22 protein-coding genes are annotated in these 23,890 nt (G+C 70.7%); 6 read left to right on the top strand and 16 right to left on the bottom strand.

Translation table 11 applies throughout. The annotated features are described in order from the left end of the window. Positions 1-8: 8 nt before the first annotated feature. The 3 genes from ABTY62_RS00300 to ABTY62_RS00290 form a co-directional block, all read right to left on the bottom strand. Positions 9-1,241: a sugar ABC transporter substrate-binding protein gene (locus tag ABTY62_RS00300; protein WP_352127058.1), complete on the bottom strand. Its 1,233-nt coding sequence runs from the start codon at positions 1,239-1,241 to the stop codon at positions 9-11. 258 nt (positions 1,242-1,499) lie between these two features. Beyond that, the gene (locus ABTY62_RS00295; RefSeq protein WP_352127057.1) at positions 1,500-2,573 is read right to left on the bottom strand and encodes a LacI family DNA-binding transcriptional regulator; all 1,074 of its coding nucleotides are present in this window, start codon (positions 2,571-2,573) and stop codon (positions 1,500-1,502) included. 149 nt (positions 2,574-2,722) lie between these two features. Then, positions 2,723-3,301: a Dps family protein gene (locus ABTY62_RS00290; RefSeq protein WP_352127056.1), complete on the bottom strand. Its 579-nt coding sequence runs from the start codon at positions 3,299-3,301 to the stop codon at positions 2,723-2,725. A 238-nt stretch (positions 3,302-3,539) separates the two neighbouring features. On the opposite strand from ABTY62_RS00290, the gene ABTY62_RS00285 reads away from it, so the two are divergent. The 3 genes from ABTY62_RS00285 to ABTY62_RS00275 are packed head-to-tail and all read left to right on the top strand — an operon-like array spanning position 3,540 to position 6,848. After that, positions 3,540-4,907 (top strand): dihydrolipoyl dehydrogenase family protein, encoded by a 1,368-nt coding sequence (locus ABTY62_RS00285; protein ID WP_352127055.1) that lies wholly within the window; start codon positions 3,540-3,542, stop codon positions 4,905-4,907. 50 nt (positions 4,908-4,957) lie between these two features. After that, positions 4,958-6,130, top strand: coding sequence for a low temperature requirement protein A (locus tag ABTY62_RS00280; protein ID WP_352127054.1), 1,173 nt, complete (start codon positions 4,958-4,960; stop codon positions 6,128-6,130). Beyond that, positions 6,111-6,848: a YoaK family protein gene (locus ABTY62_RS00275; RefSeq protein ID WP_352127053.1), complete on the top strand. Its 738-nt coding sequence runs from the start codon at positions 6,111-6,113 to the stop codon at positions 6,846-6,848. Before ABTY62_RS00280 ends, ABTY62_RS00275 begins: the two co-directional genes overlap by 20 nt. Positions 6,849-6,859: 11 nt before the next feature. Here the strand turns inward: ABTY62_RS00275 and ABTY62_RS00270 are convergent, their stop codons facing one another. The 7 genes from ABTY62_RS00270 to ABTY62_RS00240 all read right to left on the bottom strand — a co-directional run bounded on the left by ABTY62_RS00270 (position 6,860) and on the right by ABTY62_RS00240 (position 15,756). Then, a complete protein-coding gene (locus ABTY62_RS00270; RefSeq protein WP_352127052.1) occupies positions 6,860-7,867 on the bottom strand; it encodes an AraC-like ligand-binding domain-containing protein in 1,008 nt (335 codons plus the stop codon). Between the two features lie 101 nt (positions 7,868-7,968). Continuing rightward, the gene (locus tag ABTY62_RS00265) at positions 7,969-8,784 is read right to left on the bottom strand and encodes a carbohydrate ABC transporter permease (RefSeq protein WP_352127051.1); all 816 of its coding nucleotides are present in this window, start codon (positions 8,782-8,784) and stop codon (positions 7,969-7,971) included. Between the two features lie 11 nt (positions 8,785-8,795). Beyond that, positions 8,796-9,650 carry a carbohydrate ABC transporter permease gene (locus tag ABTY62_RS00260; RefSeq protein ID WP_502997383.1) on the bottom strand — a complete coding sequence of 285 codons (855 nt, stop codon included), beginning with the start codon at positions 9,648-9,650 and terminating at the stop codon, positions 8,796-8,798. 109 nt (positions 9,651-9,759) lie between these two features. Next, on the bottom strand, positions 9,760-11,013 hold the full coding sequence (locus ABTY62_RS00255; RefSeq protein ID WP_352127049.1) for a sugar ABC transporter substrate-binding protein: 1,254 nt from the start codon (positions 11,011-11,013) through the stop codon (positions 9,760-9,762). 150 nt (positions 11,014-11,163) lie between these two features. Continuing rightward, positions 11,164-11,934: an alpha/beta fold hydrolase gene (locus tag ABTY62_RS00250; protein WP_352127048.1), complete on the bottom strand. Its 771-nt coding sequence runs from the start codon at positions 11,932-11,934 to the stop codon at positions 11,164-11,166. 90 nt (positions 11,935-12,024) lie between these two features. Beyond that, entirely contained in the window at positions 12,025-14,847 is a 2,823-nt protein-coding gene (locus tag ABTY62_RS00245; RefSeq protein WP_352127046.1) for a helix-turn-helix transcriptional regulator, read from the bottom strand. Between the two features lie 183 nt (positions 14,848-15,030). Next, positions 15,031-15,756 (bottom strand): alpha/beta fold hydrolase, encoded by a 726-nt coding sequence (locus ABTY62_RS00240; protein WP_352127045.1) that lies wholly within the window; start codon positions 15,754-15,756, stop codon positions 15,031-15,033. A gap of 378 nt (positions 15,757-16,134) precedes the next feature. Here ABTY62_RS00240 and ABTY62_RS00235 point away from each other — a divergent pair, with 378 nt between their 5' ends. Next, positions 16,135-16,971 (top strand): alpha/beta fold hydrolase, encoded by an 837-nt coding sequence (locus ABTY62_RS00235; protein ID WP_311721739.1) that lies wholly within the window; start codon positions 16,135-16,137, stop codon positions 16,969-16,971. Positions 16,972-17,062: 91 nt separating this feature from the next. Here ABTY62_RS00235 and ABTY62_RS00230 read toward each other — a convergent pair whose 3' ends face one another. Further along, a complete protein-coding gene (locus ABTY62_RS00230; RefSeq protein ID WP_352127448.1) occupies positions 17,063-17,620 on the bottom strand; it encodes an adenine phosphoribosyltransferase in 558 nt (185 codons plus the stop codon). 115 nt (positions 17,621-17,735) lie between these two features. Beyond that, positions 17,736-17,870, bottom strand: coding sequence for a hypothetical protein (locus tag ABTY62_RS00225; RefSeq protein ID WP_352127044.1), 135 nt, complete (start codon positions 17,868-17,870; stop codon positions 17,736-17,738). A 151-nt stretch (positions 17,871-18,021) separates the two neighbouring features. Here ABTY62_RS00225 and ABTY62_RS00220 point away from each other — a divergent pair, with 151 nt between their 5' ends. Further along, positions 18,022-18,546, top strand: a complete 525-nt coding sequence (locus ABTY62_RS00220) for a GtrA domain-containing protein (RefSeq protein WP_352127043.1) — start codon at positions 18,022-18,024, stop codon at positions 18,544-18,546. 22 nt (positions 18,547-18,568) lie between these two features. Here ABTY62_RS00220 and ABTY62_RS00215 read toward each other — a convergent pair whose 3' ends face one another. Next, entirely contained in the window at positions 18,569-19,150 is a 582-nt protein-coding gene (locus tag ABTY62_RS00215; RefSeq protein WP_352127042.1) for an NIPSNAP family protein, read from the bottom strand. After that, positions 19,147-19,614, bottom strand: a complete 468-nt coding sequence (locus ABTY62_RS00210; protein ID WP_352127041.1) for a hypothetical protein — start codon at positions 19,612-19,614, stop codon at positions 19,147-19,149. The genes ABTY62_RS00215 and ABTY62_RS00210 overlap by 4 nt, the downstream gene beginning before the upstream one ends. Positions 19,615-19,670: 56 nt before the next feature. Here ABTY62_RS00210 and ABTY62_RS00205 point away from each other — a divergent pair, with 56 nt between their 5' ends. Then, complete coding sequence (locus ABTY62_RS00205; protein WP_352127040.1) at positions 19,671-20,600, top strand: helix-turn-helix transcriptional regulator; 930 nt, start codon at positions 19,671-19,673, stop codon at positions 20,598-20,600. 25 nt (positions 20,601-20,625) lie between these two features. Here the strand turns inward: ABTY62_RS00205 and ABTY62_RS00200 are convergent, their stop codons facing one another. Both ABTY62_RS00200 and ABTY62_RS00195 read right to left on the bottom strand, forming a co-directional pair. Then, positions 20,626-21,999, bottom strand: coding sequence for an NtaA/DmoA family FMN-dependent monooxygenase (locus tag ABTY62_RS00200; protein WP_352127039.1), 1,374 nt, complete (start codon positions 21,997-21,999; stop codon positions 20,626-20,628). 23 nt (positions 22,000-22,022) lie between these two features. Continuing rightward, positions 22,023-23,225, bottom strand: coding sequence for an LLM class flavin-dependent oxidoreductase (locus tag ABTY62_RS00195; RefSeq protein WP_352127038.1), 1,203 nt, complete (start codon positions 23,223-23,225; stop codon positions 22,023-22,025). Positions 23,226-23,890 lie beyond the last annotated feature (665 nt).

Below are 23,890 nucleotides of genomic sequence, written 5' to 3'. Positions count from 1 at the left end.
GGTGGCTCTCACTCTCCGCCGGCCGTGGCCTGCGACTGGGCACGCTTCAGCGCCGCTTCGGGCGAGGCGCCGCCGGTCAGAACAGACTGGAAGGCGCCCGCCAGGGCGCTGGAGACGGCCGGCCACCGGGCGCCGACCTTGGCGGTACGGGAACGGGCGGTGGCGACCGTGTCGGCGAAGCCCGCGAGCTTCGGATTGTCGGCCTTGTACTGGGCGGCGGCGGAGTCCCTGGTGGGGATGTTGTTCACGCCCGCACCCCAGCCCACCTGGTTCTGGCTCTTGTTCAGGCAGTTGAGGATCTTGGCGGCAGTGGCCTGACGCCCGGTGTCGTCGGTACGGGGCAGGGTCATCACGGTTCCGCCCATCGGCGCCACCGGAGCCTTGCCGGCCACGGGCACCGGGATGGTGGTGACCGCCCAGTGCAGGGACTTGTGCTGGCTGAGCACGGGAACCTGCCAGGGGCCGTTGACCATCATGGCCGTACGGCCCGCGATGAACTGATCGTTGACGTCCTGCTGGTTCCAGGTGACCACGGCGCTTGACGCGGACCGGGCGGTGACCAGGTCCTTCCACAGCTTGAGCGCCTGTTCGCCCTTGCCGTTGTCGATGTGGGCCTCGTCGCCGCCCGCGGACCAGAAGAAGGGAAGGAACTGGTACACCCCGTCCGCGTCGGGTGTGGCGCTGAAGGCCATCCCGAACGTCTTGCCGCGGGTGAGCTTCTTGGCCGCCACCTTCAGCTCGTCCCACGTGGTGGGCGGTGCCACCCCCGCCTCCTTCAGCACGTCCGTGTTGTAGAACAGCGCCAGGGTGTTGACCGAGCGGGCGATGCCGTACGCGGTGCCCTGGAAACTCCCCATGCTCACGGCCCCCGGCGAGAGCCCGTCCACACTCACCCCCGCTGTCTTCAGCGGCACCAGGCCGCCGGCGTCGGCGAACTGCGGCAGCTCCGATCCGTCCAGCTCCAGGATGTCGGTCATCGAGTGTGACGACGCCATCCGCAGCGCCTTGGTCGCCACCTGGGCGGCGGGAACACTGGTCTGCTTCACCTTCACCCCGAGGGGCTTGGCACACCGGTCGAAGAACTTCTGCTGTTGGTCGTGCTCATGCTGGTCCGTGGCGGAGTTCAGCACCGTGATGGTGTCGGGGTCGGCCCCGCGCGCGCACCCGGTGAGGCCGGCCGAGGCCACAACGAGGGTCAGGAGCAGGACCGGCGCCGGCGGGCGGCGGCGAAGCAATGGCATGTGGTGTCTCTCAGTTCGTGCTACGGCTCTGCAAGGGGAGACGGAGGTCGTGCGAGATCGGCGTTCCGGGGGACAGCACCCATGCCACTTCATTGTGCCGGAACGTCCATCGAATCGATTCGACGAAGTGGCCAGCAGTGATGTTAAAGGCATGTGTCCGATGGCGACAAGAGTCTCAGGAGAAGAAAACAGCCACGGCAGCGCCGGGCAGGCCCACGGGATCCGGCGAGGCAGGCGCGCGGGGAAGGCTCGCGGAGTTCAGGCCCGCGGGGCGGTGAGCGGCGCGTCCCCCGGCAGCAGGACCGGAGCGATCAGAAGATGGCCGACGGTGTCGGCGAGCAGCCGGGGACCGGCCTCCGCGTTCCCTTCGGCGGTCTCGCGCAGCGCCGTGGCGGCGGCCACGGCGAGCCGGGTCACCTCGCCCGCCAGCGTTTCCACCGGCAGTTCGACACGAGGCAGCCGACGGCCGGCCGGGTCACCGGGCAGGGCGCCGATCACCACGACGGTGAGATCCTCGGGTATACGGAGCCCGGCATCGGCCACGGACGTCAGGATGTGGTGATGCGCGGAGGGGTGCTGCACGATCAGCGCGGTCGGCCGCCCGCCCGCCCCGTCGTCCGCCCGCTCCGCGAGCAGCGCCCGGAGCCGGCGGGCCAGTCCGGCCGGATCGTTCACCGCATGGGCCACCGTGACGGCGGCGCCGGTGCTCCGGGCGCCGCGGGTCGCACCGGCGATACCCCGGAGCGCGTAACTGCGCCTGGCCGCCACTTCCGCCTCGGTGGGGGCGAGGTACACCATCTCGCGGTGTCCCGCGGCGGCCAGCTCGCGCACCACCAGGGCGGCGGCCTCTTCCCAGTCCAGGTCGGTCCACGGCAGGGCGTCCTCGTCGGCCGGCCGCCCGATGAGCGCGGCGGGAAACTCCAGCTCCCGCACGACATCGATCCGGGCGTCCTCCATGTCGACGGCCATCAGCACCGCCGCATCGGCAAGGCCGCTCAGCGCCACGCGGCGCAGCCCCTCGGCCTTGTCCTGGGACGTGGTGAGCAGCAGGTCGTAGCCGAGTCTCACGGCTGCGTCGCTGACCTCGATCGCGAAGGGGCCGTCCACGGCGTTCCGCCGGCCGGCCGGGCGGGGCAGCGCGAGGGCGATCACATGGGTGCGGCTGCTGCGCAGGGTCCGGGCGCTGGCCCGCGGGTGATACCCGAGTGCGTCCACGGCCTCCTGCACGCGTCGGCGCGTCTCATCGGAAATGGGCCGGGAGCCGTTGAACACGTAGGAGACGGTGCTCGGCGCGACCCCTGCGTGCTGGGCGACATCCCTGATGGTAGGCAACCTCGACCCCTCGGTGATGCGGGCACGACGACGAAAGGCCTGAGCGGCGAACCCCATCATATAAGGGACGCCCGGAAGCCCGTCGCGGCAGGTCAGGCAGCGTTACACCGGCCGGGGAACCCGTCTGCCCGGGTGGGAGGTGCCATTTCTCAGGCGCGGACCAGGGGGGTGTCGACCAGATGCTCGGCGAGGAACCACGCCTGCCGTTCGCCGGTCCGGATCACCTGGGAGACCAGCAGATCGTTGGTGCCGTCGTCACCGCCCTCGGCGGTCCGGGCGGCGGCGTCGTGGGCGTCGATGAGGATGGTCTCGTGGGCCTCCAGCAGTCGGGACAGCATGGCCGGCACCTCCTCCACCCCGTCCGGGGGCCGCGGGATCGAGGTGATCTCGGCGACGTGCCGGGGATCTCCCACCGCGACACCGCCCAGCGACTGGACGCGTTCGGCGATGGTGTCGATGATTTCGAGCTGTTCACCAGCGTGCTTGTCCAGGACCAGGTGCAGCTGGTAGAAGGTCGCGCCGCGCATCAGCCAGTGGTGCTTCTTGTAGAGGCCGTAGAGGATCTGCGTGTCCGCGAGGGCCTTGTTCAGGCGCTGGCAGGAGTACATCCGTGCCTCGTAGGACAGGGCGACGGGGAACTGCTTGACGGTTCCGAACTCCTGGATCACCTCGCCCTTCTGGTGCAGCCAGGGCTGGCTGCCGTGCGGGGATGTCGAGTTGGTGGTCATGGGCCGCCTCCTGCGGTGCGGTGTGGTGCGTACCCCGGTGACGCTAGGTGCCCGGCCGGGGGCCGTGTTGACCGGCAGTGCATGCGGTGGTGCCCACCAGCGCACTGTGCCCTGTCCCTGTCCTCGGCGTTCACTCTCGGGCAAGCCTCCGTGCACGGGCGGACTCGGGCCGTTCTCCGGGCGCCCTAGCGTCAGCGGGACGGTCCATGCCCGGAGAGCCGGCGGAACGAGGAGAGGCATGAGCGTGAACGAGCAGGCGGATGTGGTGGTCGTCGGGCTGGGGCCGGGCGGTGAACACGTCGCCGGCACGCTGGCCGAAGCGGGACTTGATGTGGTGGGGGTCGAGGCGGGGCTCGTCGGCGGCGAGTGTCCGTACTGGGCCTGTGTGCCCAGCAAGATGATGATCCGGGCCGGGAACCTGCTCGCCGAGGCGGGCCGGGTGCCCGCCCTCGCCGGTGCGGCTGCGGTGACTCCCGACTGGACCAGAGTCGCCGGACGGATCCGGAACGAGGCCACCGACGACTGGAACGACCAGGTGGCCGCGGACCGCTTCGCGGCGAAGGGCGGTCGGCTCGTCCGGGGGACGGGGCGCCTGGCCGGGCCGCGCCGGGTGACCGTCGGTGACCGCACCTTCGAGGCCCGGCGCGGTGTCGTGCTGGCCACCGGTACCCGGCCCCGTATCCCCCCGGTGCCGGGGTTGGAGGAAACGCCGTACTGGACCAACCGCGACGTCATGGCCGCCAAGGAGCTCCCGGCCTCCATGGTGGTGCTCGGCGGGGGCGCCATCGGCGTCGAACTCGCCCAGGTCTTCGCCCGCTTCAACTGCGCGGTCACCGTGGTCGAGGGACAGGACCAGTTGCTGTCGCAGGAGGAGCCGGAAGCGGGGAAGCTGGCCGCGGAGGTGCTGCGCGCGGACGGTGTCACCGTTCTCACGGGCGCCCGGGCGCGGCGGGTCAGCTATGACGGCACCGAGTTCACCGTCCGTCTCGAGGGCAGTGAACAGCCGCTGAGTGCCGAACGGCTTCTGGTCGCCACCGGACGCGTGGCCGACCTGACTCCGCTGGGGGTCGACTCGGTGGGGCTCGATCCGGCAGCGGGAGCCGTTCCCACGGACGGGCGGATGCGGGCCGGGGAGGGGCTGTGGGCGGTCGGCGACATCGCCGGCCGGGGCGCCTTCACCCATGTGTCGATGTACCAGGCCGGTATCGCCGTCCGGGACATCCTCGGGCAGCCCGGTCCCGAAGCCGACTACCGGGCGCTGCCCCGCGTCACGTTCACCGATCCGGAGATCGGGGCCGTGGGGCTGACGGAGCGCCAGGCGCGCGAACGGGGGCTGCGCGTGCGCACCAGCGTGGTGGCCGTCGCCTCCTCCACGCGCGGCTGGATCCACGGGCCGGGCAACGAGGGGTTCATCAAGCTCGTCGAGGACGCCGACCGGGGCGTGCTGGTCGGGGCGACCTCGGCGGGACCGGTGGGCGGCGAGGTGCTGTACGGGCTGAACGTGGCCGTCCATGCCGAGGTACCGGTCGAGCGGCTCCAGCACATGATCTACACCTATCCGACCTTCCACCGGACGATCGAGGCGGCCCTGGGAGCCCTCCGCTGAACGCCACCCCGACCACGCAGGCGGACCCGGGCGCCGGGCGGTGGCGCACCATGGTGGGCCGCAATCCCGGCGAGCCTCATCGGTCCGCCACTTCGCTGGAGCTCTTCTTCGACCTGTGCTTCGTCGTCGCGGTGGCGCAGGCGTCCATGAGCCTGCATGAAGCGTTCGCCGAAGGGGAGCACGGCAGCGGCGCGCTGCGCTTCGCGCTGGTGTTCTTCACCATCTGGTGGGCGTGGATGAACTTCACCTGGTTCGCCTCCGCCTACGACCCGGACGACGTCACGTACCGGCTGACGGTGCTGGTGCAGATCACGGGATCGCTCATCCTCGCCGCCGGTGTCCGGCGCGCGTTCGAAGACGGCGATCTGCACATCATCACGCTCGGGTACGTCGTGCTGCGGACGGCGTTGGCCGCGTTGTGGCTGCGCGCCGCGCTGTCCGATGCCGCCCGGCGGAGGACCGCACTGCGCTTCGCCGCAGGGGTGACGATGTGCCAGCTCGGCTGGCTGGGGCTGCTTCTCGTGCCCGCTCCGGCGCGGCTGCCGGGCATCGTGGTGATGATCGTGGCCGAGCTGTCCGTTCCCGTGTGGGCGGAGTCCGCCGGGAGGACACCCTGGCATCCGCACCACATCGCCGAGCGCTACGAACTGTTCACCCTCATCGTCCTCGGCGAGTCGGTCGCGGCCGCCACCGTCGCCGTCCGGGGCGCCTTCGAGCGGCATCAGGGCACCGGTTCGCTGTACGCGCTGGCGGCGGGCGGCCTGCTCATGGCCTACGCCATGTGGTGGCTGTACTTCGCCCGCCCCGCGCATACGCTGCTCGCGACGACGCACCAGGCGCGCCGCAGGAGATTCCCCTGGGCCTACGGCCACTACCTGATCTTCGCCTCGGCGACCGCGGAGGGCGCCGGCCTGGCCGCGTACGCCGATCACGTCACGCGTCACACCGGGTCCTCGTCGGCTGCCGCCGGCGCCGCGGTCACGGTTCCAGCGGCTATCTTCCTGATCACGGTCTGGCTCGTGCACCTGCGGCCACACCAGAGGAGCCTGGCCGAACGGGTTCCGTTCCCCCTCGCCGCGGTCGGTGTCCTGGCGGCCGCCTGGTCTCCGGCACCCGCGCTTGTCGCCGGTGTGCTCCTGGCGGGCCTGGTCGTGGTGGTTACGGTGCCGCGTCACCCGCCCGCCGCGAGGGAAGGGAAGCAGTATGCGCAGGCTGCTGAGTGACGCGATGCACACGCTCGCACCGTCCGGGCAGGATCGCCATGGCCCGCTGCCTCCCCTGATGCTGACGCTGACGGTGGTCACGGGTCTGGTCGACGCGGTGAGCTATCTGGCACTCGGGCATGTGTTCGTCGCCAACATGACCGGCAACGTGGTGTTCCTGGGGTTCGCTCTGGCGGGCGCCGCGGGCCTGTCCGCGATCGCCTCTCTCGTCTCCCTGGCGGCGTTCCTCGCCGGCGCGCTCGCCGGGGGCAGGATCGGCACCCGGTTCGCGACGCACCGCGGAAAGCTGTTGAAGACGGCCACCGCCGTGCAGGCGGTGCTCGTCGCCGTCACCGTGGCCGCCGCCGCGGTCATGGACGGCCGGGTCACCACGGGCGTCCAGTACACGCTGATCGTGTTCCTGGGGCTCGGCATGGGGCTACAGAACGCGGTCGCCCGGCGCCTCGGTGTCCCGGACCTCACCACGACCGTACTGACCCTGACCCTGACGGGGCTGGCCGCGGACTCCACTCCGGCCGGCGGCGCGGCGCCACGGCCCGGCCGCCGGATCCTGTCCGTGCTCGCGATGTTCCTCGGCGCCCTCGCCGGAGCCCTGCTGGTGCTGCACGGCCACCTCGTGCTCACCCTGAGCCTGGCCCTGCTGCTCCTCGGCCTCACCTCCGTGGCCACCCACCGCCTCTCGGCCGCCGACCCGGACTGGACCCGGCCGCCGTCCTGACGCGGCGGGGGCTACGACGCCAGCAAGCCCTGGGTGTCGCGCCATTCGCGGGGAGCCATCCCGTAGGCGGCCCGGAAAGCCCGGCTGAAATGCGCGGCGCTGGTGAAACCCCAGCGGTGCGCCACCGCGGCGATCGTGGAGCTGCTCGCGCGGCGCGCCAGATCGCGTCGGCACTCCTCCAGCCGACGCCGCTGGATCCACCGGCCGACCGTGACGTCTTCGCTCTCGAACAGCTTGTGCAGATAGCGCAGGGATATGCGGTGGGCGCGGGCGATGGACTGCGGGGTGAGATCGGGGTCTGCGAGATGACGGTCGATGAACGCCTGGATCCGCAGCAGCAGTGCCCGGTTCCCGCCGGGCGTGTCCTCGTTCGATCGGCCGAGAATCTCTCCGGCCAGCGCGCCGAGCATGTCCACGACGTTGCGGGCCATCAGCTCGCTGGTGCGCGGCGAGTAGTTTCCCGCGCCGTCCACGAGTCCGGCCAGGAAGGGCGAGAGCAGACTGCCGAGGGGCGTGTCGGGGCCGAGCGGGGACGCCGTGACATGTGTCATATCGGACTCGCTCAGGCCCAGCACGTCCCTCGGTATGACGAGGGACTTCGTCCGGAAGGACTGGGGAAGATTCAGCCGGAGGGGGCGCGTCATGTCGTAGACGAAGATGTCTCCCGGCCCGAGGACCGCTTCACGGCCGTCCTGCTCCAGTCGGGCGACTCCCCTGTCCAGCAGTTTGACGACCACGTAGTCTTTGCCGCCCTGCGTGACCAGTCGGCGCGTGCGCAGGGCGGACAGGCAGTCGCCGTCCACCGTGACGGCCTGAAGTCGGCCGAGCGGTGCCGTACGGATCGTGCCGGAATACACCTCGTCGGGGACGGTCATGTCCACGCCGCCGAACGTTTGGGACAGGGCTTCACGCCAGTACGACCGTCTGCGCGGGACAGGCAGCGAATCGGTGGTGTGGAAGCTGCCGGAGGCGCTTCGTTCGAGCCGCACATGTTCCGGCCTCGATGTATCCAGCAGCATGATCCCTGTCCTTCTACCGGTGAGCCTGCTGAATCACCGTGCCAGCGGCCCGGGAGCGGCACATCGCGTGAATCCGCTAGATCACGGCTGCGGGACCGCCCTCACTTGCCGGCTCCCCTGGTGGCGCCGGCGGTGACATGGCGCTGGGCGACGACGAGCAGTGCGGCGGCGGGGACGGACGCCATGACTGTCGTGGCCATGATGGCGTTCCACTGGTTCGTGTGGGCCCCGATGTACTGGTAGATGCCCAGGGTGATCGGCCGAACGGTGTCCGTGGTGGTCAGTGTGAGGGCGAAGAGGAAGTCGCTCCAGGTGAAGAGGAAGGTGAAGACGGCGGCGGTGATCAATGCGTTGGTGCTCAGCGGGAGCACCACGGAGCGGAAGACCCGCAGCCTGCCGGCGCCGTCCACCCGCGCGGCCTCGAGGATCTCCCGGGGAATGCTCCGCATGAACGAACGCATGATGATGATCGCGAAGGGGACCCCGGCGGTGGAGTCGGCGAGGATCAGTCCAAGGTAGGAGTTCAGGAGTCCCAGGTCGTTGTAGGCGCCGTAGAGCGCGTTGGCCATGGCGATGCCCGGCACCATCTGTGTGATCAGGATGCCGAAGACCACGAGGTTGGTTCCCCGGAGGGGGAAGTGGGCCAGCGCGTAGGCCGCCGGCGCGGCGAGCCCGAGGCTGAGCGCCACGCTGCCGAGGCTGACGACGAGGCTGGTGACGAGGTTGCCTCCCTGGTCGCGCAGTGCCGTGACGTATCCGCTGAGGTCCGGATGGGCGGGGAACCATCCTCCCTGGAGTGTGTTGCCCGCCGGCTGGAGCGAGGCGTTCACCATCCAGTAGACGGGGAACAGCATCACGGCGAGCAGGGCGATCCCGACGATGGTGGACGGCAGGCCACGGCCCGGCGCGCGCTTCATGGAATCGCCTCTCAGACGTTGCGGGCGCGACGGCCGGCGCGCAGGTGGACGAGGGCGAAGGCGAGCGAGATGACGATGAGCACATTGCTCATCGCGGCGCCGCGCCCGAACTCGAACTGCTGAAAGGACAGTTCGTAGGAGCGCGTGGCGATGGTCTCCGTGGCGTCGGCCGGTCCCCCGCCCGTCACCACGAGGATGATGTCCAGCATCTTGACCGTGTAGACCACGCCCAGCACCAGCACCACGCTCACCACGGGCCGCAGCAGTGGCCAGGTGATATGGCGGAACGACGTCACCGGGCCGGCGCCGTCCAGCTTCGCCGCCTCGTACAGGTGCGTGGGGATGTTCTGGAGGCCGCCGTACAGGATCGCGGTGTTGAAGGGGATTCCGACCCAGATGTTGATGAGGATCACCGACACGAGCGCCTGGGAGGTGCCGGTGAGCCAGGGGACGCCGGACGACGAGAGATGGAGGCCGCGCAGCGCCGCGTTGACGACTCCCGTGTCGGGGTCGAGCATCCACTTCCACGTCGTTCCGGAGACGACCAGCGGCAACAGCCACGGCAGCAGCAGGAGCGAGCGCAGAACGCCGCCGAGCGGGAAGCGGCGCTGGAAGAACAGGGCGAAGGCCAGGCCGAGCGCGAACTGCCCGATGATCGAGCCGGCGGTGAACAGGACGGTGGTCAGCAGGGCCTGGGAGAACAGGTCCGACGAGAGGATCGCCGAGTAGTTCCGCAGCCCCGCGAACGGCGCGGAGCCCGTGTAGAACGTCGTGGTCGTGTACTGCTGGAAGCTCATCACGACGTTCCTGAAGATCGGGTAGCCGAAGAACAGCAGCAGGTACGCCGCGACGGGCACGAGGAACATCCACTGGGCCGTGCGCTCCCGAAAGCGGGACCGGGCCGCGGCCCGGTCCCCCGCGGCGAAGGCGCCGTCGTCCTGCCCGGTGCGGGGCTTCGGCAGGGCCGGGGACGGGTCAGTCACCGGTCGCGTACCGCTGCGCATGCCTGAGCGCTTCCTCCGGTGTCTGCTCGCCCGTCAGTGCGGACTGGATCGCGGTGTATATCCCGGTCGCCGCCTTGGGCCACCTGACGCCGAGCTCGCTGGTGCGGGCGCGCGCCGTTGCCACGCTCGTGACGAAGGCAGCCATCGACGGAACCTGCTCGGCGCGCCGGGCGGCCACCGCGGTCCGGGAGGGCACGGTGAAGTGCTGCCTGGCCAGGGTGAGCATGTTCGAGGAGTTGTTCAGGCAGGCGAGGACCTGGGCGGCCTTCTTCTGCCGGGCCTTGGAAGAGCTCTGCGGGACCGTCCACACCTCACCGCCGAGCGGTGTGACCGGGGTCCGCCCCGCCCGGGGGACGGGGACCGGGGCAACCCCCCAGCGCAGGTTCTTGTCCTTGTTCAGGGCGGGTATCCGCCAGGGGCCATTGATCATCATGGCCGTCCTTCCGGCGGCGAACTGATCGTGGACATCGGCCTGTGCCCAGTTCAGCACCGACTTCGACATGGACCCGCTCTTCACCAGGTCGACCCACAGCTGGAGTGCCTGCGCGGCCTGCGGGGTGTCCAGCCGCCTCTCGTCCCCGCCGTTGGACCACAGGAAGGGCAGGAACTGCCAGGCGCCCTCGAAAGTGGCGTTCGCGTCGACCGCCATGCCGTAGCGCCCGGGACGGGTCAGCTCGGCCGCGGCCGTCTTCAGTTCGCTCCAGGTCCTCGGTACGGCGACACCGGTCTTGGCGAGCATGTCCTTGTTGTAGAAGAGGGCGACCGTGCTGACGTAGGGGGCCAGTCCGTACACCTTTCCCTCGTATGTGCCCGCCGACAGGATGCCCGGGGCGAGGCCGCCGGGTTCGATGCCGTACTGGTCCAGAGGGGTCAGCGCGCCGGTCCGGGCGATCTGCTGAAGGTCGGGGTTGTCCAGCATCAGCAGGTCGGGAAGGGTCCGCGACGATGCCTGCCGCAGGACCGTGGGGATGAGCGACGCCCCCGGAACGCTCGTCTGCTCGACCTTCACCCCGGCGGTCTTGCCACAGGCGGTGAGCATCTCGTCCCACTGGGTGTGCTCGGGTTCGTCGGTGTAGTAGTCGAGCGCGGTGATGGAGGTCACCTTGCCGGTGGCGGACCCGGCACCGGTTCCGCCACCGCACCCGGTGGCGGCCGCTGTCAGAATGATGGTTCCGGTCAGGAGGGCGGCGATCCGCCGCGCCGGCGGACTGGCCGGTGAGATCATTCTGATGCCTTTACCGAGTGACGTCTGTGGCTGGAGTCGGCATCGCGGGGGTGGGCGGACTCCAGGGCGCCGTCAAGATGACCCATACCGGCATCTTCCGCTCGAAAGCATGTTACAGGGCGGCCCTGACCGGCCGATGGCATGGATGTTTCAGAAGAGCGACATCGGCAGGCCCCCGGTGGCGCCACCGTCATCGCCCTGTTCGGCGGCTTCCCGGATCATCGCCACCACGGCGTCGGGCTGCGACAGCACCACGGCGTGTGAGCCGTCCAGCGCGTATTCGGTGGCCGCCATGCGCTGTGCCATGAAGCGCTGAGCGGTGGGGTTGAGTATCCGGTCGGCGGTCGCGATGGCGTACCAGGACGGCTTGGAGGCCCATGCCGGCGGGCCCGATCTACTGGTCAGCGCGGTCCAGGCGATCGGGCGTTGCGCCACGGACAGCACCTCCTTGACGCTGGTCGGCAGGTCGGCGGCGTACACCTGCGGGAACTGTTCCTTACGGATGTAGAGCTCGCGGTCCGGGCCGCCGGGAATCGGGGCGGGGAGGGCGGCGGTGAAGGTCGCGTCGGCCCCCGGCGCGGGGGCGAAGCGGTTCACGATGTCCAGGACGCACTCGCCCGCGTCGAGGCCGAACGCGGCGACGTAGCACAAGGCCACGACGTTGTCGGCGTCGGTGGCGGCGTGTGTGATGACCGCGCCACCGTAGTCGTGGCCGACCAGGACGACCGGGACATCGATCTCCCGCACCACGCTTCCGAGGTACGCGGCGTCCTGCGCCAGACCACGCAGCGGGTTCGCCACGGCGCGCACGGGCAGTCCGGCGGTGTGCAGGCGGCTGACGACCCCCGCCCACGACGAGGCATCGGTGAACGCCCCATGGACGAGCACGATGGTCGGCGGTGCGGGGGTGGATCGGTGCATGCCGGTGACCTCCGACTGAGTGTGAGCGATGCGCCAGCCAAGCGCGCTCAGGTGTGGCAGCGCATCGCGTGAACGTACCAACTGGTCCGCTCAGCTGTCGGGCAAGGCCATGACCACGTTGGCGAGCTGAACCCGGGAGTTGATCGACAGCTTCTGGAAGACGGACGTCAGGTGGGTGTTGACCGTGTGCGGGGAGACGACGAGCAGGTCGGCGGCCGACCTGTTGGTGTGACCCTCGGCAACAAGGCGTGCGACCTTCTTCTCCGAGGCCGTGAGCGCCTCCCATCCCTGGACGGGGCGCTGCTTGGTCACCGCCCTGCGGCTGCCCGCTCCCGCACCCTCCAGAGCACGCTGTACGCGTGCCGCCTCCGCGTGGGCGCCCGACTCGGCGAACGTGTCACGGGCTTGCGTCAGCGCGGCCGCAGCCTGACGTTTCCGGCCTGCCGCCAGGAGCGCCTGTCCGAGATCGGCGTGTGTGGCGGCCCGCACCAGCGGGCGAGGGCCTGCCTTCAGCAGCTCCGCGGAGTGTTCGAGCATGGCGAGATCGTTTTTCACGAGCCCGAGGGCCTGCGCCGCGATGCCCGTGGCGGTCGGCACGGCGGCGTTGCGTTCGGCGTGGGCTTCGGCCTGTGCGGCGAGGTCCTCGGCCAGCTCGTGTTCCGCGCCGCGCAGGGCTATGCGTATCGCGGAATCGACCCAGTCGCGCAAGAGCCGCCACCGCATGAAGCGGCCTTCCCGCTGCACCTGCCGAATCCTGTCGACGGCACGCCCGATGTCCCCGTCGGCCTCGGCGTGGACCGCCTCCAGGAAACGCACCGCGGCCGTGTTGCCCGGGTTCGGTTTGGCCGCCAGTCTTTCCCGCGCCGCGACCAGGTGCTCCCGCGCCGCCTCCCGGTCGCCGCGCAGCAGGGCGATCCGGGAGCGGATCACGCGGCCGTTCACCTGCTGGACGGGTGTCTGCACCTCGTCCTCCAGGCGCTCCATGGTCATGAAGCCGGCATCGGCGTCGTCGAGCCGGCCGAGCCCCAGATCGTACTGGCCCTGCGCCCACAGCATCATCGCCTGACGCATCCACCCGGCCTGCTCCGCCGCTTGCGAGAGCAGCCGTTCGCCGGACTCGAAGTCGTCCATGTGCAGGCGCGCGACGATCTCTTCGGGAAGGAAGGCGGAATCGATGGCGCTCAGCGCGGCAAAGCGCTCCAGCGCGCCCGCGTTCTCACCCGCGTTCTGCGCGATCTCGCCGAGCCCGGACAGGGCCAGGATGTGTGCCTCCCGATCACCGACCTCGGTGGCGGCACGCAGCGCGGTCTCGCCGGCCTCACGCGCCGCTACGAGATCATGGTCCCGGGACAGGGCCAGCGTGTGCAGGGCGGCCAGCCTCGCCCCGATCTCCGGGGCGGCGCCCCCCATGGCCAGGGCGGTTTCGGTCCGGCGGCGCAGGTCGCCGGCGAGATCCATGTTCCACAGCGCCCCACCGAGGGCAGCCTGAATCCGGCTGAACGCCTCCAGCGGTGGCCGGCCGGCCAGGAGCCGGTCGCCTGTCGACAGCGCCTCGCGGTTCCTGCCGGCCCGTGTCAGGGAGAGGATCGTCCGCTCCCCCACGGTGAACCTCAGCGGCAGTGCCGGGGGCACGAGCTCCAGGGCGCGTGTCATCAGGTCGGCCGCGAGGCCCGGCGTGACCGACAGTATGTCGTCGGCCGCTCGCTGTAGCAGCGCTACGCATTCCTCGTCTCCGGGCAGGGCGCCCCTGAGGATGTGCGGCACCGCGTCGATCGGCTGGTGTCCCACGGAGACAAGGTGGCGGGCAGCCTCCCGGTGAAGGGCCTTCCGGGCCGACGGCGGGATGTCGACGTAGACCGCCTGGCGCAGCAGATCATGCCGGAACACCAGATGGTCGCCGTCGTCGTCCAGGAGTCCGGCGCGCACGGCTTCCTCGAGCGCCGGGATCAGTGTGGCGGCCGGCCGGCCGCAGAGCGCGGCGGCGTCATGGAAACCGAAACTGCGTCCCAGCACCGCCCCCATCTGGAGAAAACGCAGGGTGTCGGGGTCCAGGGACCTGAGTCTGCCACGCACACCCACCACGAGCCCGGGGGGCACGACCCCGGGGGTCACAAGTTCGTCCGAGGCCTCGGCGGTCCGCAGGCCCGCGAGCATCTCGACCGCCAGAAACGGGTTCCCGCCGGCCCCCTCGAGCAAGTCCCGCACCTGCTCGTCAGCCGCTGCCCCGAGGGTGTCGCCGACCAGTTGATCGATGGCCGCGCCGGACAGTGGCCCCACGGGCACAGTGACCGTCGGGAGGTTGCCGGCCGCGGCGGCGACGACCTCTTCCGCCGGGCCCGCGGGGTCCCGTCGCGCCGTCAGCAACCACAGGACCGGCGAGGTCCGCAGGCGTGTCGGAAGCTGCTTCAGGGCAAACCGGCTCAGCGGATCGGCCCACTGCACATCGTCCAGGCCGATCAGCACCGGCATGCTGCCCGCTCTGGCTTCGATCGCCTCCGCCAGGCGCTCCACCAGCCAGATGCGCTGATCATGGTTGCGGGCGAGATCGGCAAAGGCATCGCCGGACAGCAGTGGCTGATCGCCGTGCAGGACACTGGCAGCCAACGACGAGAGCGGCACGATGTGATGGAGCTCATCGGCCTTGCCGACGCCGACCGAGAATCCCGCCGCCCTGGCCCGGGAGACGGCCTCGGCCAGCAGTGTGGTCTTGCCGATGCCCGGTTCCCCCTGGATCAGGGCCAACCCGCCGCTTCCGGTGCGGGCCACCGAGGCGATCAGCGCCTGAAGCGCTTCGAGCTCGGCCTCTCGGCCGCGCAGACCGCTACGGGTCAGCCGCCCACGCCGGGCGGCGGATCCCGGCGGCTGTACGCCACCGGCTCCGTCCGTCGGCAATGGCTGCTGAGAACGGTCCAAGTGGGGTCCTGTGTCGGTGCGTGTCCGGGAGAGCGACGGAATGCCCGGGCGGGATCACTGGCAGCATACCGGGTCACATCTCCCCCACCGCCGGGCACCCGCTCCGCACGCGAGAGCTGCCCTCACCGGCGCCGCCGGAGAACGAGCGCTGGTCGGGGGCGGTGCGCTCAGTGGGCGGTGCGCTCAGAGGGCGGTGGCCCGGATGGCATCCTCGATCAGCTGGATGACGCGCTCCGGGTGGGCGAGCATCGCCAGGTGCGAGGAGTCGACCTCGACGGTGGCCATGTCGGCCCGCTGGTAGCCGTAACGCTGCACGTCGGGGTTGATGGTGTGGTCGGCCGTGGCCACCAGGCCCCAGGAGGGCTTGGTCTTCCACGCCGCCACCGGCGCCTTCTCGGCGAAGGCCTGCGCGGCCAGCGGACGCTGGGAGACGGCGAGGACGGCCGCGATGCGCGGGTCGACGTCGGCGGCGAAGATGGACGGAAACTTGTCGATCTCGACGGACACATCGGTGCCGGGAGTGGTGGAGCCCTCGATCGGGAAGGGCGAGTAGACGAGCGCGGTGGCGAGGCCGGAATCCGGGAAGCGACCCTGCAACTCGCCCAGGCTCTCGCCCTCCTCCAGGGCGTAACCGGCCACGTAGACCAGCGCTTTGACGTTGTCCTCCGCACCGGCGACGGTGATGACGGCACCGCCGTAGGAGTGTCCGACCAGGACGACCGGCCCGGGAATCTCACGGACGATCGAGGCGATGTAGGCGGAGTCGCCGAGCAGACTGCGGTTGGGGACCGCCGGCGCCACCACGTCCAGGCCACGGGCGAGCAGTTCGGGGATGACACGGCCGAAGCTGGACGCGTCGGCGAAGGCGCCGTGGATCAATACGACGGTCGGGCTGCCGGAACGAGACAAGGCACAACTCCCTGGTGATGTATTCGCGAGCGGCCGATGCGGGCGGGGAGGCCGGGGCGGAGCCCAAGGCTCTTCGTAGGGCCGGACCGGCACGGGCGGTGTCCGGACCGGACCACCTGCCGCAGGCATGAACCACCACACTACGGGCGGCCGGTGGAGCCGCCTTGTCTGTCGATGCACCATTTGTTGTCCGACCGCGCCACCGAGGGGTGCCGGTGAGGGACCCCTTCCCTCTTCCTGACACTCCCAGGCAACAAGCGATGCGCTCGAGGACAACAGGCGGCGAGACATTCGCCCTAGCGTGATGACTCCCGGTGCCGCGAACACCCCGACGTCGGCACCGCGGGCACCAGTCACTCCGCACGAAGGAACGAGAGCTTGCCGTACATCACCGTGGGTCAGGAAAACTCCACCACCATCGACCTCTACTACGAGGACCACGGCACCGGGCAGCCGGTCGTCCTCATCCACGGCTTCCCGCTCGACGGCCACTCCTGGGAGCGGCAGAGCGCCGTGCTGCTGGACGCGGGCTACCGCGTGATCACCTACGACCGCCGCGGCTTCGGACAGTCCAGCCAGCCGACGACCGGGTACGACTACGACACCTTCGCGGCCGACCTGAACACCGTGCTGGAGACCCTCGACCTGCGGGACGCCGTCCTGGTCGGCTTCTCCATGGGCACCGGTGAGGTCGCCCGGTACGTGTCCGCCTACGGCTCCGCGCGGGTCTCCAAGGTCGCTTTCCTGGCCTCACTGGAGCCCTGCCTGCTCAAGACCGACGACAACCCCGACGGGGTCGCCCCGAAGGAGTTCTTCGACGGCGTCGTCGCGGCCGTCAAGGCGGACCGCTACGCGTACTACACGGCCTTCTACAAGGACTTCTACAACCTCGACGAGAACCTCGGCACCAGGATCAGCGAGGAAGCCGTACGCAACAGCTGGAACGTCGCGGCGAGTGGCGGCTTCTTCGCCGCGGCCGCCGCACCGTCGACCTGGTACACCGACTTCCGGGCCGACATCCCGGCCATCGACGTGCCGACCCTGATCCTGCACGGTACGGGCGACCGGATCCTGCCCGTCGAGGGGACCGCGCGGCCGTTCCACAAGGCGCTCCCGTCCGCCGACTACGTGGAGATCGAGGGCGCTCCGCACGGCCTGCTGTGGACCCACGCGGAAGAGGTCAACACCGCGCTGCTCACCTTCCTGGCGAAGTGACCCCGTCGCAGGCCCGCCCGGCGGGCCTGCGACGCGTGGACGCCGTAGGGATCCCCGCCCCAGCGATCCCTACGGCGTCCACGCGCGTGCGTTATACGGACATGAGGGCGTGCAGCGCGGCCCCGGCGAGCGTCGGCTCGAGCCGTGCCCGTCCGTCGAGGAAGCCCAGTTCCAGCAGCACGGCCAGTCCGGCCACCGTCGCTCCGGTGGCTCGGATCAGATGCATGACGGCCTCCGCGGTCCCGCCCGAGGCCAGGACGTCGTCGATGACCAGGACCCGGTCGTGCGCCGCGAGAGCGTCGTCCTTGAGTTCGATGACCCCGCTCCCGTACGCGAGGTCGTAGGGACGCGACAGAACCGGCCCCGGAAGCTTGCCGGCCTTGCGTGCGGGCACGAAGCCGACGCGTGTCCGCACGGCGACGGGCGCGCCGAGGATGAAGCCCCTCGCCTCCACGCCGACGATCTTGGTCGCCCCGAGCCGGACGCACACGTCCGCGAGTAACTCGACGAGATACCCGAAGGCGACGGGGTCGGCCAGGAGGGGAGTGATGTCCTTGAACACCACGTCCGGGTTCGGATGGCCAGGTACGTCCCGGATCCGCTCGCGCAGCAGAGCGATCGCGGCCTCTTGGTCGGTGGGGCTCGTCATCGTCATCACAGGCTCCTCAGAGGAGGGAAGAGCAGGACAGAAGATCGCCTCCGGCAACGGGCGGGCCGATGCAGGAGACGGCGGTGTCAGTGCGATGCGGGTGGGGCGGCGAAGGTCACAACTCTACGGCCCGCACGAAGATCCGGCTGCCAGGGGAAATCGGCCACTTGGCGAGGAAGCGCTCATGGTTCCGGCCGAACGCCGGTGCCGCACGTTCGTCGCTGACCTGCACCTTCACGACTTCATCCACCCCGTGACACCACCGGCGCCACGGATAGCACCAAATACGGCGCACTATGGCGCCATTCATGTGCCATGATGGCATCACGACAGCGCACCCCTCGGTCCCACAGGCCGAGGGGTGCGCGTTTCGCGGAGTGAGCCATCAAAGGGGTCGGATCATGGACACAGCGCAGAGACAGGAGCAGGCGGCGCCCGGCGCCTTCACCGCCTTCGCCCGCTTCGCGCTCTGTGGCGGTGGGGTGGGGATCGCCTCCAGCTTCGCCGTGGCGGCCCTCGCCTCCTGGGTTCCCTGGGCCCTGGCCAACGCCCTCATCACCGCGGTCTCCACGCTCCTCGCCACCGAGCTGCATGCCCGCTTCACCTTCGGCGCGGGCGGGCGCGCGACCTGGCGCCAGCATGCGCAGTCGACCGGGTCCGCGGCCGCCGCGTACGCGGTGACCTGCGTGGCGATGCTTGGTCTGCAACAGCTGGTGGCGGCGCCTGGCGCGGTGCTCGAGCAGGTGGTCTACCTGTCCGCCTCCGCACTCGCCGGTGTCGCGCGGTTCGCGGTGCTGCGCCTCGTCGTCTTCGCGCGGAACCACTCGCAGGCCGCGGCCACCGTCCACACCGCCCGTCCCGTGCACGCCACCGTGGCCCGCGTCTCGGCCCCGGCCGACCCCGCGGCGCTCTGCTCCGCCGCCTGACGGGGTCCGGCAGACCGGTGCGTCACGACGACGCACGCGGGCTTGCCGACCTCGCCGACGCCGTCACGGGTTCCAGCCGCAGCCGCCGGGTGGGCCACGGTGGCGGCTCGGCCGGGCCGAACCAGACCCGGACGTCGTCCCCGGTGCGGACGGGCAGAAGGGGATAGTCGTTCTCGGCGTGCTCGGTGCGGTGCAGCGCATGGCCCGAGCCCAGGTGCCGGGCGGCATAGGCGTCGAAGGCAGCCGCGTCGGACGGCCGGCAGATCGTCGCGACCACCTCGCGGGTGCCCGGCTCCGGGGCGAAGCACGGGCCACGCAACAGCAGGACGTCGTCGCTGTCGACCATGGTGGCGTTGGCCTCGTCGCGGAACTTCCGCCAGACCGGGCCGGTGTAGAACGCCTCCAGCGCGCGCCGACGGTGCACCATGTCGGGGAACGCGCGCAGCCAGACGAAGCAGTCCGGGTCGTCGAGGTCGCGGAATCGGCCGCCGAGAGTGATGCCGACCGCGTGCTGGCCGACGACGAACTCGCGCTCGAACAGCTCGATCAGCGTCTCCCGGGCGCCGGGATGCAGGGTGTACTGCCGGAGTTCGACGATGCTCATGCGCCGGCCCGCCCGGTGCGGGTGAAGTCCATGGTCCAGTTGAGCTCCCAGGTGCGGCCCTCGTCGGCGGAGAACTCCTGCTCCCAGCGGGCGGCGTCCGGGCCGAGGCGGTACCAGGCGAAGTGCACCCGGATCGGGCGGCCGTCGTAGGTGTCCTCGCCGTGGAAGTCACCGCGGTCGCCCGTGAAGCCGCCGGTCACGGGGGGATCCAGTCGCCCCGTCCGGCTGTCGGACCAGTGGATCGACCAGCGCTCCGTCTCGCGGTCGAACAGTCGTAGGGTCACGCCCTGGCGGCCGAGGGTGGGAAAGGTGATCTCGTCGATGTTGCCGGCACCCCCGAACAGCGGCCGGACCACCGCGTGACCGGGGAACTCCACCCAGGTGGCGGGGCCCGGGCCGAGCGGTGCGGTGAGACGGCGGTTGGCCACGTCCCAGGAGCCGTGCAGGAAGTCGAAGTCGTCCATGCGCCGCAGGCTAGGGACACTCCCCTGACATCCACTGTCAGGGGATACTGGGCGGCATGCGCGCGAGCCGGCTGGTCACCCTGCTTCTGCTGCTCCAGAACCGGGGCCGGATGACGGCCCAGCAGCTGGCCGAGGAGCTGGAGGTCTCCGTCCGTACGGTCTACCGGGACGTCGAGGCGCTCGGCGCCGCCGGTATCCCGCTGTACGGCGCCGCCGGACACGCGGGCGGCTACCGGCTGGTCGACGGCTACCGGACCCGCCTCACCGGACTGACCGCGGACGAGGCGCAGGCCGCGTTCCTCGCCGCGCTCCCCGGCACCGCCGCCGACCTCGGCCTCGGCGAGGCACTCGCCACCGCCCAGCTCAAACTGCGGGCCGCCCTTCCGGCGGAGCTGCGCGAGCACGCCGGGCGGATCCAGGAACACTTCCTGCTCGACGCCCCCGGCTGGTACGGCGACGCCGACCGTACGCCTCACCTGGCCGCGGTCGCCGCCGCGGTGTGGGCGCGGCGGGCGGTGCTCCTGCGGTACCGGCGCTGGCGCGCGCCGGAGGAGATCGAGCGCCGGGTGGAGCCGTACGGGCTCGTGCTCAAGGCCGGCCGCTGGTACGTGGTCGCCGGCGGGCCGTCCGGAATCCGCACCTACCGGGTCGACCAGATCGTCGAACTCCATTCACTGGACGAGGAGTTCCTCATCCCGGACGGGTTCGACCTGTCCGCACACTGGAAGACCTACCTGGCCGATTTCCGGGCCCGGCTGCACACCGGGGAGGCTCTGGTACGGCTCACACCGGAGGGAGCCCGCCGCCTCGGCGTGACACCCGCGGGTGACGGATGGACGGAGACCCGGGTGCCCATCGAATCGATCGACCACGCCCATGGAGAGTTCCTGCGGCTGGGCACCGACGTCGAGGTCGTCGCACCGGCGGAACTCCGCGACCGCATCGCCGAGACGGTACGGACCCTGGCGACCCGCTACGAGGGGTGACCCCGGGCGAAGGGGCCTCTTGGCTTCACGACGCCGCCCGCTCGCTGCGTACGTCGTCCGGGTGGGCGAGGCCCAGGTGGTCACGCAGGGTCGGGCCCTCGTACTCGGTGCGGAAGACGCCCCTTTCCTGGAGCAGCGGGACGACGTCGTCGGCGAAGACGTCGAGGCCGCCGGGGGTGATGTGCGGGACGAGGATGAAGCCGTCGGCGGCGTCCGCCTGGACGTAGTCGTCGATGGTCTTCGCGACGGTGGCCGGGGAGCCGACGAAGTTCTGCCGGTTGCCGGTCTCGATGACGAGATCGCGGATGGACCAGTTGTTGGCGGTGGCGAGCTCCCGCCATGCGCGGGCGATGGCCACCGGATCGCGGTACATGCGCACCTGCGCCCGGCCGCGGGCGATGTGGTGCTCGCCGGGTTCCGGGTCGATGTCGGGGAGCGGGCCGTCGGGGTCGTACGAGGACAGGTCCCGGTTCCAGACGAATTCCAGGTGCTTGATGGCCGTGGCCCCGCTGACCTGTTGGCGGCGCACCTCCTTGGCCAGTTCCTCGGCCTCGGCGTCGGTGTCGCCGAGGACGAAGGTCGCGGCGGGCAGGATCAGCAGCTGGTCGGGGCGGCGGCCGTAGGTGGCCAGCCGGCTCTTGACGTCCGTGTAGAAGGCCTGGCCCTCCTTCAGGGTGGCGTGCCGGCTGAAGATCGCGTCGGCGCTCGAAGCGGCGAACTCGCGGCCCTCGTCGGAGTCGCCCGCCTGGAAGATGACCGGGCGGCCCTGCGGGGAGCGCGGGACGTCGAACCTGCCGCGGATGTCGAAGTGGCGGCCGGTGTGGACGAAGGCCCCGGCCTTCGCATCCCGCAGGAAGGTGCCGGTGGCCTGGTCGGCGAGGATCTCGTCGCCGTGCCAGGAGTCGAAGAGCTCGCCCGCGGTGGCCAGGAACTCCTTCGCGCGCGAGTAGCGCTCGTCCTGCGGGAGGAAGCCGCCACGGCGGAAGTTCTCGCCGGTGAACGCGTCCCAGGAGGTGACCACGTTCCAGGCGGAGCGGCCGCCCGAGAGGTGGTCGAGGCTCGCGAACTGGCGGGCGACCTCGTAGGGCTCGTTGAAGGTGGAGTTGATGGTGCCGGTCAGGCCGAGATGCTCGGTGACGGCGGCGAGCGCGGCGAGGACGGTGAAGGTGTCGGGGCGGCCGACGACATCCAGGTCGTAGATCTCACCGTCCTGTTCGCGCAGCCGCAGTCCCTCGGCGAGGAACAGGAAGTCGAACTTGGCACGTTCGGCGGTGCGGGCGAAATGGACGAAGGAGCTGAACTCGATGTGGCTGCCGGCCTCGGGGTCGCTCCACACGGTGGTGTTGTTGACGCCGGGGAAGTGGGCTGCCAGGTGGATCTGCTTCAGCGGCTTGCTCATGGTCGTACGTCTCTCCTTCGTGCTCAGGCGGCGGCGTAGCGGTTGGCGGGGCGGGCCAGGCCCAGCAGTCCGCGCAGGGTGTCGGCCTCGTAGGCGCGGCGGAAGGCGCCCCGGCGCTGGAGTTCGGGGACCAGGCCACGGGAGATCGCCGCAAGGTCGTGGCCGAGGACGGCGGGACGCAGCCGGAACCCGCTCAGTCCGGCCGACCGCCACTCCTCCAGCAGGTCGGCGAGTCGGGCCGGGGTGCCGGTGAAGATGCGGGCGTCGCTGGTGTACGGGGTTCCGGCGAGGGCGTCGAGGCGTGCGCGCCGGGCCGTCGCGGCGGCCGGGTCGTCGTCGAGGAAGACCACCAGGTCACCGAAGATGTGCAGGGGCTGGTCGGCGCGGCCCGCCGCTTCCTGCTCGGCGCGGATCTCCGCGACGATCGCGCGGGCGTGATCGGCGTGGCGCGGGGTGACGTAGCCGATGTCGGCCTGGCGGGCCACCAGCCGGTACGGGACGGTCCGGTGGGCGAGGGCGCTGACGACGGGCTGGCCCTGCGGCGGGCGTGGGGTGATGGACGGGCCCTTCACGCTGAAGTGCCTGCCCTCGAAGTCGATGTAGTGCAGCTTGTCGCGGTCGATGAAACGGCCGGTCGCGGCGTCCCGGATCTCCGCGTCGTCCTCCCAGCTGTCCCAGAGCCTGCGCACGACCTCCACGTAGTCGGCGGCCTCGTCGAAGAGGTCGGCCACCACCTCCTGCGCGGCCGGGCTCTCGTAGGCGTCGATGTGGGGGATCGTGCGGCGGCCGAAGTGGGCGGCCTCGTTCGGGCGCGCGGTGATCTGTGCCCGCAGGCCCGCCCGGCCGGTGCTGACGTAGTCGAGGGTGGCGATGGCCTTGGAGATGTGGAAGGGCTCGGTGTGGGTGACCACCGTGGTCGGGACCAGGCCTATGTGCCGCGTCAGCGGGGCGATGCGGGCCGCGAGAAGGACGGCGTCCAGGCGGCCACGGACCTGGTCGGTGCGACCGTCCGGCTCGAGGAGGTGGGAGGACTGGAGGCCGAGCCCGTCCTCGAAGGTCACGAAGTCGAGCAGGCCGCGCTCGGCCTCGGCGACCAGATCGGCCCAGTAGCGGGCGGCGAACAGGTCCCGGGGGCGGGCCACCGGCTCGCGCCAGGAGGCGGGGTGCCAGCCGGTGCCGTCGAGGGCGACGGCGAGATGCAGTGGGGAAGAGGGTGTTGAGGACACGAGTGGGTGCCTTCCATGAGGTCCGTACGGGGTCCGCCGGCCCTCATGCGAAGAGCCGAGGGCGGCACGGCGGCGGGCGAGCGCGGTGGGAGGGGCCCCGGCCGAAGGCGGGGGTGGGGGGTGGGTCAGGCGCGACAGCGCGCGCCGGTCACGCGCCGCAGATCGATGTGCGGCCGGGCGGCGCCTGGCGGTGGCGCCTCACACCCCATGCCGTACGGGAGCGCTGCGTTGTGCTGCCTGTACGTCCGCCGAGCGGGTATGCACGCCGGGCGGGGCGGGACGGTGGCAGTGGCGGTCAGCTACACAGCGCGGTGGCGACACGCATCAGATCGACGGGGCGCCGCCGGGTGAACCGCGAAGAGATCCGCATGTCGGCGACGCTATCCGCGCCCCCTGTGCACGTCAACAACGGCAGTCGCCAAAGGTGCCTTCCTCATTGTGTTCCCTGTGCGTACGCGGGGTTACGCGAGCGTGGCCCCCCGCCACGGCACACCGACTTCCATGGCGAGTTCATGTCATGCATATGGCATGTCTTGCCGGTGGCTCGCGCCCCGGCAAATCCTCATCAGGCCAGGGGCGTAACCGTGCGCTCCCGGTGAACTGTGCGAGCCCGCACACCCCGTAGAGCGCGCACGCACCACAGCGCGCCACCGATCGAGGAGGAA

Origin of the sequence: Streptomyces sp. NPDC097640 (genome assembly GCF_040302705.1) — a bacterium.
GTDB lineage: Bacteria > Actinomycetota > Actinomycetes > Streptomycetales > Streptomycetaceae > Streptomyces.
This window is presented reverse-complemented; position numbering and strand designations above follow the sequence as displayed.

What these genes read in the sequence shown, in the direction of transcription:
- ABTY62_RS00300 (WP_352127058.1), bottom strand. Translation starts at nt 1,241, where the DNA reads ATGCCATTGCTTCGCCGCCGCCCGCCGGCGCCGGTCCTGCTCCTGACC.
- ABTY62_RS00290 (WP_352127056.1), bottom strand. Translation starts at nt 3,301, where the DNA reads ATGACCACCAACTCGACATCCCCGCACGGCAGCCAGCCCTGGCTGCAC.
- ABTY62_RS00285 (WP_352127055.1), top strand. Translation starts at nt 3,540, where the DNA reads ATGAGCGTGAACGAGCAGGCGGATGTGGTGGTCGTCGGGCTGGGGCCG.
- ABTY62_RS00280 (WP_352127054.1), top strand. Translation starts at nt 4,958, where the DNA reads ATGGTGGGCCGCAATCCCGGCGAGCCTCATCGGTCCGCCACTTCGCTG.
- ABTY62_RS00275 (WP_352127053.1), top strand. Translation starts at nt 6,111, where the DNA reads ATGCGCAGGCTGCTGAGTGACGCGATGCACACGCTCGCACCGTCCGGG.
- ABTY62_RS00270 (WP_352127052.1), bottom strand. Translation starts at nt 7,867, where the DNA reads ATGCTGCTGGATACATCGAGGCCGGAACATGTGCGGCTCGAACGAAGC.
- ABTY62_RS00265 (WP_352127051.1), bottom strand. Translation starts at nt 8,784, where the DNA reads ATGAAGCGCGCGCCGGGCCGTGGCCTGCCGTCCACCATCGTCGGGATC.
- ABTY62_RS00260 (WP_502997383.1), bottom strand. Translation starts at nt 9,650, where the DNA reads ATGTTCCTCGTGCCCGTCGCGGCGTACCTGCTGCTGTTCTTCGGCTAC.
- ABTY62_RS00255 (WP_352127049.1), bottom strand. Translation starts at nt 11,013, where the DNA reads ATGATCTCACCGGCCAGTCCGCCGGCGCGGCGGATCGCCGCCCTCCTG.
- ABTY62_RS00250 (WP_352127048.1), bottom strand. Translation starts at nt 11,934, where the DNA reads ATGCACCGATCCACCCCCGCACCGCCGACCATCGTGCTCGTCCATGGG.
- ABTY62_RS00230 (WP_352127448.1), bottom strand. Translation starts at nt 17,620, where the DNA reads ATGACGAGCCCCACCGACCAAGAGGCCGCGATCGCTCTGCTGCGCGAG.
- ABTY62_RS00220 (WP_352127043.1), top strand. Translation starts at nt 18,022, where the DNA reads ATGGACACAGCGCAGAGACAGGAGCAGGCGGCGCCCGGCGCCTTCACC.
- ABTY62_RS00215 (WP_352127042.1), bottom strand. Translation starts at nt 19,150, where the DNA reads ATGAGCATCGTCGAACTCCGGCAGTACACCCTGCATCCCGGCGCCCGG.
- ABTY62_RS00210 (WP_352127041.1), bottom strand. Translation starts at nt 19,614, where the DNA reads ATGGACGACTTCGACTTCCTGCACGGCTCCTGGGACGTGGCCAACCGC.
- ABTY62_RS00205 (WP_352127040.1), top strand. Translation starts at nt 19,671, where the DNA reads ATGCGCGCGAGCCGGCTGGTCACCCTGCTTCTGCTGCTCCAGAACCGG.
- ABTY62_RS00200 (WP_352127039.1), bottom strand. Translation starts at nt 21,999, where the DNA reads ATGAGCAAGCCGCTGAAGCAGATCCACCTGGCAGCCCACTTCCCCGGC.